Raw genomic sequence first — 12,102 nt, 5'->3', positions numbered from 1 at the left:
CGCGAAAGCGGCGGACGGCGGACGAGGTGGGTACATCGTCCCGCGCGGGCGGCCGAAAGGCCGCCCGCGCCCGCATATCTCCCTTATTCGGCGACCTCGCGGAAATGCGACGCCCATGCCTCGATATCGCAGCGGATACTGTCCGGGTCGACCCCTGATCGCGCGGCGATTTCGTCCGCCGCCAATTCCGGCTGCCAGTCGCCGCGCTGAAGCGCGAGCCACATCGTCGTACCGCGCGGACCGCACCGGTGGCGCTTCCCGGTGCGCCGGCAGAACAGCTCCAGATAACCATCGGGCCGGACGCTCGCGGTCAGCTCATGATCAGGCCTCCTGGCCATGGGACGTCCCATCTATCGTGGATTTATCCGGTCGGTTCCGACCGTACCCGCAGTCACGCCCCGGGACACGGGTGGCAATCGGCCCTTTCCCGGGGGAGCCAGATATGCGGGCAAGGTGGTGACAGCTCTGCACAAAAATGGCGTCACCCCTGCACAAAAATGGAGAGACCGCCGTACACAGGTCACCGGAATCCTGATGAAACCTGGACCGGGAAGGTAGAGAAACCTCTACCTCGAACCGGGCGGACAATGCCAATGTGCCGCGGCCTCGCCGTTCCTAATCTGGTCCCCAGACAACGCGTGAGAGACGCGTCATCCCCCGAGGGAGCCCCAGTGCACACTTCACACGACCTCCGCCGGACGGAGGCGGTACGGCTGGACGCCGTGTCGAAGACCTACGGCCGGGGAGACGGCCAGGTGGCCGCGCTGCGCGGGCTCACCATGAGCTTCGCCGACGGCACCTTCACCGCCGTGATGGGCCCCTCCGGATCGGGCAAGTCCACCTTCCTGCACTGCGCCGCGGGACTGGTCCGGCCCAGCTCCGGCACGGTCACCGTCGGCGGCACCGACCTCGCCGGACTGGACGACACCCACCTGACCAAGCTGCGCCGGGACCGGATCGGCTTCATCTTCCAGTCCTTCAACCTGCTGCCCGCGCTGACGGTGATGCAGAACATCACGCTGCCGCTGCAACTGGCCGGACAGCGGCCCGACAGGGCCCTGATCCGCACCGTCGTCCAGCGCGTGGGCCTCGCCGAACGGCTCGGTCACCTGCCGGCCCAGCTGTCCGGCGGCCAGCAGCAGCGCGTCGCCATCGCCCGCGCCCTGGTGACCCGCCCCGCCGTCGTCTTCGCCGACGAGCCCACCGGCGCCCTGGACACCCGCACCGCCGCCGCCGTGCTCGGCCTGCTGCGCGAATCCGTCGACACCGCCCGCCAGACCCTGGTCATGGTCACCCACGACCCGGTCGCCGCCTCCTACGCCGACCGCGTGGTCTTCCTCGCCGACGGCGCCTTCGCCGGCGAACTGCACCGGCCCACGGCCGACGCCGTCGCCGCCCGGATGACCAGGCTCGGCGCCTGGGAGGACGACACCCAGCGGCAGAGCGCGCCGCAGCACTCGGGAGGACGGTACTGATGTGGCGCCTGGCACTGCGCACCCTGAAGTTCCGCCGGACGAGCTTCGTCGCGACCTTCCTCGCCATGTTCCTCGGCGCCGCCATCGTCATCGGCTGCGGCGGCCTGATGGAGACCGGCGTCCGCATGGCCGCGGCGCCGCAGCGCCTGCGCGAGGCCCCGGTCGTCGTCACCGGTGAACAGACCTACGAATCCGGCGCGCTGACCGAACGGCACCGCATCGACGCCGCCCTGACCGGCGAGGTGGCCCGGGCCGACGGAGTGCGCGCGGCCGTGCCCGACGTGACGTTCCCGGCCACCGTCCTCAAGGACGGCAAGCCGCTGACGGAGAGGTCCGCGTCGTACGGCCACGGCTGGGCGAGCGCCCGGCTCACCCCCTATACCCTCGCCGCCGGGAGATCCCCCGTCACCGGCGGCGAGGCCGTACTCGACGCCGGACTGGCCCGGCGGGCCGGCGTGCGACCCGGCTCCCAGGTGGACATCGTCGTCCAGGGCACCGCCCGCACGTTCCGGGTCAGCGGCATCGCCGAACAGCGCGGCGACCACAACCCCGACGCGGCCGTGTTCTTCACGGACGACCGGGCCCGCGCCCTCGCGGGCGGCCGGATCGACTCCGTCGCCGTGCTGCCCGAGTCCGGCACGAGCGCCGCCGCCGTCGCGGACGCGGTGCGCGCCGAGGTCGGCGACCGCGCCGAGGTCCTCACCGGCGAGCGCCGCGGACTGGCCGAGCTGCCCGGCACCCTCTCCAGCCGGCGCACCGTCGTCATCCTCTCGGCGGTCTTCGGCTCCTCGGTCGTCCTGATCGTCATGTTCGGCGTCGCCTCCACCCTCGGCCTCTCCCTCCAGCAGCGCGCCCGCGAGATGGCCCTGCTGCGTGCCGTCGGCTCCACCCCGAAGCAACTGCGCCGCATGATCCTCACCGAGACGGCTGTGCTGTCGGTGGCCTCCGTCCTGCTCGCCCTGGCGCCCGGATACGCCATCGGGCGGCTGCTGTTCAAGGTGCTGACCTCCAGCGGCGTGGTGGCACCCGCCATCACCTACCACGCCGGCCCGCTGCCGATGGCCGTCGGCGCCGCCGTCACCGTGCTCGCCGCGGCCGGCGCCACCCGGTTCGCCGGCCGGCGCGCCGCCCGCACCGAACCGGTCGCCGCCCTCGCCGAAGCCACCGCCGCCGGCCGCTGGTTCAGCCTGCCCCGGCTGCTGCTCGCGCTGTTCTTCCTCGCCAACGGCATCGGCCTGGCCATCGCCACCGCCACCGTGATGGAGGACGGCCCCACCCTCGCCAGTACCGCCGGACCCGCCTCCGTGCTGTTCTGCGTCGGCCTCGCCCTGCTCGCGCCCGGCCTCACCAAGGCCATGGTGGCGCTGCTGCGACCGCCCGTACGGGCCCTGTCCGGGCTCTCCGGCCAACTGGCGCTGCGCAACGCCGCCACCGCCCACGTCCGCATGGCGGGCGCCGTCGCACCGATCGTCCTGCTCATCGGCATCGCCACGGGCACCCTGTACATGCAGTCCACCGAGAACCACGTCTCGCGGACCTCCTACGACGCGAACATCCTCGCCGACTACGTCCTCGACTCCACCACCGGCGGCTTCGCGCCCGGCGTCGTCGCCACGGTACGGGCCACGCCCGGGGTGGCAGCGGCCTCCGAGTTCGTCACCAGCCGGGGCTTCGTGGACCGCCCCGGCGGCCCGGTGGACACCGATCTGCGCGGAGTCTCCGCGGAAGGGGTGCGCCAGAGCCTCGACCTGCCCGTCGTCGCCGGCTCCCTGGGCGGCTTGCGCGGCGACACCGTGGCCCTGTCCGAGAAGAAGGCCCGGGAGTACGGGGTACGGGTCGGCGACCGGCTGCCGCTGCGCCTCGGCGACGGCACTCCGCTACGGCCCACCGTCGTGGCCCTCTACACCGACAATCCCAAGCAGCAGTACCTGACCCTGCCCGCGGCCACCCTCGCCCCGCACACCGGTGACGGGCTGCCGCACCAGATCCTGGTCCGTGCCGCGCGGGGCACCGGCACCGAGGTCCACGACCGGCTGGCCGCGCTGGCCGCCCGGGTGCCCGGCACCGAACTGGACGACAGCTCCTCCCTGGCCGGCCGGAACAACCAGATCCAGCAGATCCTGGTGTCCGCCAACTACACCATCGTCGCCATGATCGTCGGCTACGCGGCCATCACCGTCGTCAACACCCTGGTGTCCGTCACCCGTAAACGGCGCGCGGAGTTCGGCCTCCAGCGGCTCACCGGCGCCACCCGCGCCCAGGTGATCGGCATGCTGACCGTGGAGGGCGTACTGATCGGTGTCGTCGCCACCGTCCTCGGCACCCTCGCCTCCGCGACGACCATCGTCCCCTACAGCCTCGTCAAGAGCGGCTCGTACCTGCCCTCCGGATCCCTCGGCATCTACCTCGCCATCGTCGGCGGGTCCCTGCTGCTGGTGTTCGGCGCCACGCTGCTGCCCTCCTGGCGCGGCATGCGCAGCCCCGCCGTGGACACGGTGAAGGCCGCGTGAGCCACGCCCACGCCGGGCCGTCCCCGCTCCCCCCGGGCGGGGACGGCCCCGGCACGACCGGCGGCCGGGGATGGGAACATGAGCGCATGAAGACTGTGCCGGTCGCGTGGCGCGGCCGTCTCGGCCGGGCCGCCCTGGACACCCTGGTCGGCGTGGCCATCGCCACCGGAGCCCTGCTGTCGGTCGTCCTCTTCGTCACCACCACCTACTTCGTCATCATCTGCGTGATCGGCATCGGGTTCCTCGCGCTGCCGTACCTCACCCGGGCCGTGCGGTGGCTGTGCGACCTCAACCGGCGCGCCGCCGCCCGCTCCGGCGTCCCGGTGGAGCGGCCCTACCGGCCCGAACCCCAGGAGATCGAGCGGGACATCGTCGGTTGGACGCGCCGCTGCAAGTGGATCCTGGCCGACCCCGCGACCTGGCGGGACCTGCTGTGGCTGCTGCTCAACTCCGTCGTCGGGCTCGCCGGTTTCGTACCGGCCGCCCTGCTCTACTACGCGGGGGAGGGGCTGTTCCTGGCCTGCGGGCTGTGGCGGCCGCTCGCGGACGGGGGAACGGCCCGCTGGTACGCCTTCGTCACCGTCGGCAGCCAGCCGGCCGCGCTCGCCGCCGGCCTGCTCGCGCTCGTCGTGCTCACCGGCTGGCTGCTGCTCTCCCCGCTGGTGCTCAAGGGGTACGCCTACTTCGTCAAGTTCCTGCTCGGCCCGACCCGGGGCTCGCAACTGGCCTTACGCGTGCGGCACTTGTCGGAGACCCGGTCGGGCGCGCTGGACATCCAGGCCGCCGAACTGCGCCGCATCGAACGCGACCTGCACGACGGTGCACAGGCCCGGCTCGTCAGCCTCGGGCTCCAACTCGGCGCCGTCGACCGGAAGCTGGGCCAGGACCCGGAGGAGGCCCGCCGGCTGCTGCGGCAGGCCCGCAGCTCCTCCGTGCAGGCCCTGCGCGAACTGCGCGACCTGGTCCACGGCATCCACCCGCCGGTCCTCGCCGAACGCGGCCTGGCCGACGCCCTGCGCGCCCTGGGCCTGGCCAGCCCGCTGGAGGTGACCGTGGTGGTGGACCTGCCGGGCCGGCTGCCCGACCCGGTCGAGTCCGCCGTCTACTTCGCCGTGTCCGAACTGCTCACCAACGCCCTCAAACACGCCGACGCCCAGCGGGTCGAGGTCGTCGCCTGGCGCGCGGACGACACCCTGCACGCCCGGGTCACCGACGACGGCCGCGGTGGCGCCGACGCCTCGGCCGGGAGCGGTCTGGAGGGCATCCGCAGGCGGCTGGCATCCTTTGACGGCGTCCTGGAGATCAACAGCCCTCCGGGCGGACCGACCGTGATCAAGCTGGAGCTGCCGTGCGCGTTGTCCTCGCCGAAGACCTCTTCCTCCTGAGGCAGGGAATCATCCAATTACTGGAGGCGTACGGCTTCGAGGTCGCCGCCGCCGTCGACAACGGCACGGACCTCGCCGCCGCGATCGCCGACCACCGGCCCGACGTGGCCATCGTGGACGTACGCCTGCCGCCCACCTTCACCACCGAGGGCCTCCAGGCCGCCCTGCGGGCCCGGCGCGAACGCCCCGGCCTGCCGATCCTCGTCCTGTCCCAGCACGTGGAGCAGATGTACGCCCGCGAACTGCTGGCCGACGGCACCGGCGGCATCGGCTATCTGCTCAAGGACAGCGTCCTGGACGACGAGCAGTTCATCGACGCCGTACGCCGGGTCGCGGCCGGCGGCACCGCCATGGACCCCGCCGTCGTCGCCCAGCTGATGACCAGTCACTCCCGGGACGAACCGCTGGCCGCCCTCACCGCCCGCGAACGCGAGGTGCTGGAACTCATGGCCGAGGGCTGCTCCAACACCGCGATCGCCCAGCGGCTCACCATCACCGAGGGCGCGGCGGCGAAACACATCTCGAACATCTTCACCAAGCTGATGCTCCCGCCGTCCAGCGACAGCAACCGCCGGGTCCTCGCGGTGCTCGCCTATCTCAACGCCTGAGCGGGAGCGGGGAGGTGGGGCGGGTAGGGGTGGCCGGGGGTGCCCCGCCCGCGTGAGACTGCTGGGGCCCGTCCGCGCCCCTCGCGCGGCGCAGCCGCCCCCCAGGAAGGGAACGCCCGCCCCATGACCACGCTCGCCGAGCAGGACCGTCTCTGGATACGCCGCTACCATCCCCGCCCGGACGCGGCGGCCAGGCTGGTGTGCCTGCCGCACGCGGGTGGCTCGGCGACCTTCTACCACCCCGTCTCGGCGGGCATGCCGGAATCCGTGGACGTGCTCGCCGTGCAGTACCCCGGCCGCCAGGACCGCCGCCAGGAGCCCTGCGCGACGAGCATCCAGGAACTGGCCGACCGCCTCACCCCCGTACTGCTGCCGTGGACCGACCGCCCCCTGGTCCTGTTCGGCCACAGCATGGGCGCCACCCTCGGCTTCGAGGTCGCCCGCCGGCTGGAAGGCGACCACGGCGTGGTGGCGCGGGCGCTGGTCGTCTCCGCCCGCCGCGCCCCCTCCTGCCCGCGCGCCGAGTCCGTCCACCTGCGCGACGACGACGGGCTCATCGAGGAGATGCGGCTGCTCAGCGGCACGGACTCGGCCATCCTGGACGACATCGAACTGATCCGCATGGCCCTGCCCGCCATCCGCGCCGACTACCGGGCCGCCGAGACCTACCTCTACGAGCCCGGACCGGACCTGCGCTGCCCCGTCGTCGCCCTGGTCGGCGACGACGACCCCAAGGTCACCGTGGAGGAGGCGCGCGCCTGGTCCCGGCACACCGAAGCGGCCTTCGAGTGCCGGGTGTTCCCCGGCGGCCACTTCTACCTGACGAACCATCAGAAGCAGGTGCTCGGCCTGCTCGCGGAGAAGACGGTACGGGCATGAGGTCGGTCCTCGTCACCGGATGCGGCAGCGGCATCGGCCTGGAGACGGCGCTGGCGTTCGCCCGGCGCGGCGACCGGATCCACGCCTGCGTACGCGACCCCGCCACCGCCGGGGAGCTGCTGCGGCGCGCCCGCGCGGAGGAACTCACCCTGGACGTCCCGCAATTGGACGTCACCGACGACGCCTCCGTCACCGCCGCCGTCACCGCGGTGCAGGACCGGCACGGACCCCTGGACATCCTGGTGAACAACGCCGGTGTCGACCGCACCGGACCGGCCGAGACCATGCCCCTGGACCGGGCCCGCACCGTGTCCGAGACCAACTTCTGGGGTCCGCTGCGGCTGGCCCGCGCCGTGCTGCCCGGGATGCGCGCCCGGGGCTCCGGCGTCATCGTCAACGTCTCCTCGCTCGCCGCCCGCACCTTCGCCGTGCCGCACGGCGGGTTCTACGCGGCGAGCAAGGCCGCCCTGGGCGCCCTCAGCGAGGCACTGTACGCGGAGGTCCAGCCGTTCGGCATCCGTGTGGTGTGCCTCGAACCGGGCAGCTTCGCCACCGCCGTCCAGCGCGCGTCCCGGGCCGGTGCGGCCGACGGGCAGCCGCCCGGGACCGGCCCGTACGCGGCGGACCACGCCTGGCTGGACCGGTTCCTCGCCCGGGTCGCGGAGGGCGCCGCCGACAGCGCCGAGGCGGCCCGTGCGGTGCTCGCCGCCGCCGACGACCCCGCGACCCCCCTGCACACCGTGGTCGGCGCGGACGCGCGGGCGGCGCTGGAGTTCCTCGACGGGGTCTCCTACGAGCAGTGGCTGCCCCGCTTCCTGGAGCAGGCCGGGTCGCTGGCGGGCCCCCGCCCCGCCGGCCCCCGGTAGAACGACGACGGCGGCGGGACCGGGTCGTCCGGTCCCGCCGCCGACACGCGGGTTTCAGTCGTGCACGCGGATCGAGCGCGACGGGCACAGGTCCGCGGCCTGGACGACCTGCTCGCGCAGCTCCTCGGCCGGTTCCCCGGTCAGCAGCGTGACCAGGCCGTCGGCGTCCTGGTCGAACACCTCTGGGCTCGAAAGCGTGCACTGGCCGGAGCCCACGCACCGGTCGCGTTCGGCGGAGACACGCATCAGGGGCAGTCCGTTCGGGTCGGCCGTCACCAGGTGACGGGGAGTTCGTAGACGCCGTAGACCATGGCGTCGTCCTTGAACCGCAGCTCCTCCGGCTCGGCGGCCAGCCGCAGGCCGGGGACGCGGCGCAGCAGCGTGCCGTAGACCGCCTCCAGTTCCACCCGGGCGAGGGTGGCGCCGATGCACTGGTGGACGCCGTAGCCGAACGCCAGGTGGGAGCGGGCCTCCTTGCGGTGGATGTCGAGGGTGTCCGGGTCCGGGAAGACCGACTCGTCGTGGTTGGCCGCGTTGTTCAGGGCGAGGATGCCCTCGCCCGCGCGGATGGTGACGTCGCCGACCTCGATGTCCGCCACCGCGACCCGGGCGGTGCCGGAGTCGGAGATGGAGAAGACACGCAGCAACTCCTCCACGGCGTTCGGCAGCAGGCCCGGATCGGCCCGCAGCTCGGCCATCTGCTCCGGGTGCCGCAGCAGCGCCAGCACCCCGAGGCCGATCATGTTGGCGGTCGTCTCGTGGCCGCCGACCAGCATCAGCCGGGCCATCGTCACCACATCGGTGTGGTCGGCGACCCGCTCGGTGCGGTTCTTCTCCAGGAAGCGGCTGATGAGGTCGTCGCCCGGCTCGTTCTCCTTCAGGGTGACGAGCTGGTCGAGGTACGTGTCCAGGGCCTGCACGGCCGCCCCGTACTCCTGTGGGCTCAGGTCGTGGTTCATCAGCGCCGCCGACCACTCCTCGAACCGCGCGTGGTCCTCGTAGGGCACACCGAGCAGTTCGCAGATCACCAGCGAGGGCACCGGCAGCGCGAGGGCGGTGACCAGGTCCACCGGGCCGCCCGCGGCCAGCATCGCGTCCACGTGCTCGTCCACGATCTGCTGGATCCGCGGCCGCAGCTCCCGCACCCGCCGGGCGGTGAACTCCGGTATCAGCATGCGCCGGTGGGCGGTGTGCTCCGGCGGGTCCATGTTCAGCATCATCAGCCGGACCCGCGCCAGCAGTTCCTCGGGGATGTGGAACTGGTGCGGATAGCCCGGCAGTTTGAGGTTGGAGCTCACCCGGCTGTCGCCCAGCACCTGCCGGACGTGCTCGTGCCGGGTGACCAGCCAGGCCGGCTTGCCGTTGACTTTCAGGGCGGCGCGGGAGACGGGGGCGTCGGCGCGCAGCCCGGCGTACTCGGGCGGCTCGGCGAACGGACAGGTGCGCCGCAACGGGAACTGCGCCGGCGGCGCTTGTGTCCCGGGCAGGGCGTCGGCGGACTGGGTCATGACTGCCTTTCGGACGTCGGTGACGACAGGAGGGGCGGGGCGGTGGGGCGTCACCAGGTGACGGGCAGCTCGTACAGGCCGTAGACGATCGCGTCGTCCTTGAACCGCAGCTCCTCCACCGGGGTGGCCAGGCGCAGCGTCGGGATCCGGTCGAACAGCGCGGAGTAGACGACCTCCAGCTCCATGCGGGCCAGGTTCTGGCCGATGCACTGGTGCACGCCGTAGCCGAACGCCAGCTGGCTGCGGGCCTCGCGGCGCACGTCCAGGCGGTCGGGGTCGGGGAAGACACGGGGGTCGTGGTTGGCCGCGTTGTTCAGCGGCAGGATTCCCTCGCCGGCCCGGATGGTGACCCCGCCCAGCTCGATGTCCTCCAGGGCGACCCGCGCGGTGCCCGCGTCGGAGATGGAGAAGAAGCGCAGCAGCTCCTCCACCGCGCGCGGCATCAGCTCCGGCTCCGCGCGGACGGCGGCCAGCTGGTCCGGGTGCTCCAGCAGGGCCAGCACGCCGAGCGCGATCATGTTGGCGGTCGTCTCGTGCCCGGTGACCAGCATCAGCTTGGACATGCTGACGATGTCGGAGTGCTCCACGGCCGGCGTCCGCCGGTTGAACTCGATCAGCCGGCTGATCATGTCGTCGCCGGGCTCGCTCTCCTTGGCGGTGACCAGCCCGTCCACGTACTGGTCCAGCTCGTAGTGGGCGCGGCCGCGGTCCTCCTCGCTGATGTCGTGGTTCATGATGGCCCACGCCCACTCCTCGAACCGGCCGTGGTCCTCGTAGGGCACACCGAGCAGTTCGCAGATCACCAGGGAGGGCACCGGCAGGGCGAGGGCGGTGACCAGGTCGACCGGGCCGTCCGCGCCCTTCCGGAGCATGTGGTCGATCTGCTGGTCCACGATCTGCCGCACCCGGCCGCGCAGCTCGCGCATCCGGCGCACGCTGAACTCCGGTGCCAGCATGCGCCGTTGCACGGTGTGGTCCGGCGGGTCCATGGACAGGAAGGTCAGCGGCACCGACTGGAGGATCTCGTCCGGCACCGGCACCTGGAGGGGGTAACCGGGCAGCTTCAGGTTCGCGCTGACCCGTTCGTCGCCCAGCAGCTTCTTGTACAGGTCGTGCCGGGTGACGAGCCAGGCGGGCTTGCCGTTGACCTTCAGCCGGGCCCGGGAGACGGGGGCGGTCTCGCGCAGCTCGGCGTAGGCGGCCGGCGGGCTGAAGGGACAGGCCCGCCGCATCGGGAAGTCCGGCGGCGCGGCCTGGTCGGCCGGTTCGGCAGGTGCAGTCATCAGGTCCTCTTCGCACGGGAGGGAGCGGGACGCGCCGGCGCCGGATGCTCCGGACGCGGCGCCGTGCGGCGCTGTCGGCCGTCCCTGGCACGCTAGGCACCCACCCCGGCGGGGCCCAACCCCTAGCCGCCCCTAGGGGGCGGGCCGTCCCGGGTGCGGGGGTACGCCCGGTGTCCCGGGCGGGGCCGGGCGGGCGTGGCGCCTTTCGCGGCGATCGCCGTCGTAGCCGGCCGGTGGCGAGCAACTCCCGGACGGGCGCCCGCCTCGCGTCGATCCGTGGAGCGGCCCGGCCCCGCCCCGCGCGTTCGTCGCCGACCTGCGGGCCGCCGCGGCACGCCGGGACGCGAAGGATGCCGAGGCCCGCACCCTGAGCGCCGACCTGACCGCCCGCTCACCCGAGTTCGCCGCCCTGTGGGCCCGGCACGAGGTCAGGGTCCCCCGGGGCGACCGCAAGCGCGTCGACCACCCCACCCCCGTACGCCCCCAGCCCCCCTGTCCACTGCCTAGGGGCGGTTAGGGGTCCGGTGGCGGGGTGGGGGCCGTTAGCGTCGGCTGCGGAGTGCGGGGGAGGCGGTGACGGCACCGTGCCCCCCTCTTCCGGTCCCGGCCGGTGTCCGCGCCCGGTCGCCGTTCCGTCCCGCAGCGAGCAGAGGTGATCAGCGTGTCCCCGGAAGCCAGCGCGAAGGGCACCGTCCCCTTCGGGGAGTACCGGACCTGGTACCGGGTGACCGGTGAACTCGGCGCGGGACGGCCTGCGGTCGTCGCCGTGCACGGCGGTCCCGGCAGCACCCACGACTACCTGCTGCCGCTCGCCCGGCTCGCCGAGGACGGCTGGCCCGTCGTCCACTACGACCAGCTCGGCAACGGCGGCTCGACCCATCTCCCGGGCAGGGAACCCGAATTCTGGACCGTCGAGCTGTTCGAGGACGAACTGGCCAACCTCATCGAGCGGTTGGGGATCGCCGACGACTACGTGCTGTTCGGCCAGAGCTGGGGCGGCCCGCTGTGCGCCCGGCACGCCATGACCGCCCCGCCCGGCCTGCGCGGCCTGGTCGTCGCCAACGCGCCCGCCTCGTACCCGATGTGGCTGGAGGAGATGGCCCGGCTGCGGGCCGCGCTCCCGCCGGAGGTGGACGACACCCTGCGGCGGCACGAGGCGGCCGGCACCTACGACAGCGAGGAGTACCTCGCCGCGATGCGGGTCTTCTACGACCGCCATGTGTGCCGGGTGACGCCCTGGCCCCGGGACTTCCTGTCCTCCTTCATGGAGATCTACAACGACCCCACGGTCTACTACGCGATGAACGGCCCGAATGAGTTCCATGTCATCGGCTCCTTGAAGGACTGGTCGATCGTCGGCGACCTGCACCGCATCCGCACCCCGACCCTGGTGATCAGCGGCCGCCACGACGAGGCCACCCCGGCCGTCGTCCAGCCGTACCACGACGAGATCCCCGGAGCCCGCTGGGAGATCTTCGAGGAGTCCAGCCACCTTCCGCACCTGGAGGAGCCCGAGCGGTTCCGCGCGGTGCTGACCGACTTCCTCAAGTGCCTGTGAATCGACAGTTCGTGAAAGTGAAAGGGGAAC

The 12,102-nt window shown here is 72.7% G+C and carries 11 protein-coding genes and 1 pseudogene; 8 read left to right on the top strand and 4 right to left on the bottom strand.

Translation table 11 applies throughout. From position 1 onward, the window contains the following. Positions 1–83: 83 nt before the first annotated feature. Positions 84–338: a hypothetical protein gene (locus tag Srubr_RS00100; RefSeq protein WP_189991575.1), complete on the bottom strand. Its 255-nt coding sequence runs from the start codon at positions 336–338 to the stop codon at positions 84–86. Positions 339–671: 333 nt separating this feature from the next. Here Srubr_RS00100 and Srubr_RS00095 point away from each other — a divergent pair, with 333 nt between their 5' ends. From Srubr_RS00095 to Srubr_RS00070, 6 genes are all read left to right on the top strand, one after another. Beyond that, positions 672–1,475: an ABC transporter ATP-binding protein gene (locus tag Srubr_RS00095; protein WP_189991573.1), complete on the top strand. Its 804-nt coding sequence runs from the start codon at positions 672–674 to the stop codon at positions 1,473–1,475. Further along, entirely contained in the window at positions 1,475–3,985 is a 2,511-nt protein-coding gene (locus tag Srubr_RS00090; RefSeq protein WP_189991571.1) for an FtsX-like permease family protein, read from the top strand. Before Srubr_RS00095 ends, Srubr_RS00090 begins: the two co-directional genes overlap by 1 nt. A gap of 86 nt (positions 3,986–4,071) precedes the next feature. Beyond that, on the top strand, positions 4,072–5,370 hold the full coding sequence (locus Srubr_RS00085; protein ID WP_189991569.1) for a sensor histidine kinase: 1,299 nt from the start codon (positions 4,072–4,074) through the stop codon (positions 5,368–5,370). After that, positions 5,334–5,978 carry a response regulator gene (locus Srubr_RS00080; protein WP_030613371.1) on the top strand — a complete coding sequence of 215 codons (645 nt, stop codon included), beginning with the start codon at positions 5,334–5,336 and terminating at the stop codon, positions 5,976–5,978. The genes Srubr_RS00085 and Srubr_RS00080 overlap by 37 nt, the downstream gene beginning before the upstream one ends. Positions 5,979–6,101: 123 nt before the next feature. Then, a complete protein-coding gene (locus Srubr_RS00075; RefSeq protein ID WP_189991567.1) occupies positions 6,102–6,857 on the top strand; it encodes a thioesterase II family protein in 756 nt (251 codons plus the stop codon). Further along, positions 6,854–7,723 carry an SDR family oxidoreductase gene (locus tag Srubr_RS00070; protein ID WP_189991565.1) on the top strand — a complete coding sequence of 290 codons (870 nt, stop codon included), beginning with the start codon at positions 6,854–6,856 and terminating at the stop codon, positions 7,721–7,723. Before Srubr_RS00075 ends, Srubr_RS00070 begins: the two co-directional genes overlap by 4 nt. A 54-nt stretch (positions 7,724–7,777) precedes the next feature. On the opposite strand, the gene Srubr_RS00065 is transcribed toward Srubr_RS00070, so the two are convergent. The 3 genes from Srubr_RS00065 to Srubr_RS00055 are packed head-to-tail and all read right to left on the bottom strand — an operon-like array spanning position 7,778 to position 10,514. Then, positions 7,778–7,999 carry a ferredoxin gene (locus tag Srubr_RS00065; RefSeq protein ID WP_373313386.1) on the bottom strand — a complete coding sequence of 74 codons (222 nt, stop codon included), beginning with the start codon at positions 7,997–7,999 and terminating at the stop codon, positions 7,778–7,780. After that, positions 7,996–9,231 carry a cytochrome P450 gene (locus tag Srubr_RS00060; RefSeq protein WP_189991563.1) on the bottom strand — a complete coding sequence of 412 codons (1,236 nt, stop codon included), beginning with the start codon at positions 9,229–9,231 and terminating at the stop codon, positions 7,996–7,998. The genes Srubr_RS00065 and Srubr_RS00060 overlap by 4 nt, the downstream gene beginning before the upstream one ends. A 50-nt stretch (positions 9,232–9,281) precedes the next feature. Continuing rightward, on the bottom strand, positions 9,282–10,514 hold the full coding sequence (locus tag Srubr_RS00055; RefSeq protein WP_189991561.1) for a cytochrome P450: 1,233 nt from the start codon (positions 10,512–10,514) through the stop codon (positions 9,282–9,284). Between the two features lie 298 nt (positions 10,515–10,812). On the opposite strand from Srubr_RS00055, the pseudogene Srubr_RS00050 reads away from it, so the two are divergent. Together Srubr_RS00050 and Srubr_RS00045 are read left to right on the top strand one after the other, a co-directional pair. Next, positions 10,813–10,983: pseudogene (locus Srubr_RS00050) on the top strand (MmyB family transcriptional regulator); the annotation flags it as partial. Between the two features lie 192 nt (positions 10,984–11,175). After that, positions 11,176–12,072, top strand: coding sequence for a proline iminopeptidase-family hydrolase (locus Srubr_RS00045; protein ID WP_189991559.1), 897 nt, complete (start codon positions 11,176–11,178; stop codon positions 12,070–12,072). Positions 12,073–12,102: the final 30 nt, after the last annotated feature.

This window comes from Streptomyces rubradiris (assembly GCF_016860525.1).
GTDB classification, from domain to species: Bacteria; Actinomycetota; Actinomycetes; order Streptomycetales; family Streptomycetaceae; genus Streptomyces; species Streptomyces rubradiris.
Note: the sequence above shows the minus strand (reverse complement) of the source record. Positions and strands in the feature narration are given on the sequence as shown.

Excerpts from the sequence above, each read along its gene's own strand:
- Srubr_RS00100 (WP_189991575.1), bottom strand. The coding sequence starts at position 338 with ATGGCCAGGAGGCCTGATCATGAGCTGACCGCGAGCGTCCGGCCCGAT.
- Srubr_RS00090 (WP_189991571.1), top strand. The coding sequence starts at position 1,475 with ATGTGGCGCCTGGCACTGCGCACCCTGAAGTTCCGCCGGACGAGCTTC.
- Srubr_RS00085 (WP_189991569.1), top strand. The coding sequence starts at position 4,072 with ATGAAGACTGTGCCGGTCGCGTGGCGCGGCCGTCTCGGCCGGGCCGCC.
- Srubr_RS00075 (WP_189991567.1), top strand. The coding sequence starts at position 6,102 with ATGACCACGCTCGCCGAGCAGGACCGTCTCTGGATACGCCGCTACCAT.
- Srubr_RS00070 (WP_189991565.1), top strand. The coding sequence starts at position 6,854 with ATGAGGTCGGTCCTCGTCACCGGATGCGGCAGCGGCATCGGCCTGGAG.
- Srubr_RS00060 (WP_189991563.1), bottom strand. The coding sequence starts at position 9,231 with ATGACCCAGTCCGCCGACGCCCTGCCCGGGACACAAGCGCCGCCGGCG.
- Srubr_RS00055 (WP_189991561.1), bottom strand. The coding sequence starts at position 10,514 with ATGACTGCACCTGCCGAACCGGCCGACCAGGCCGCGCCGCCGGACTTC.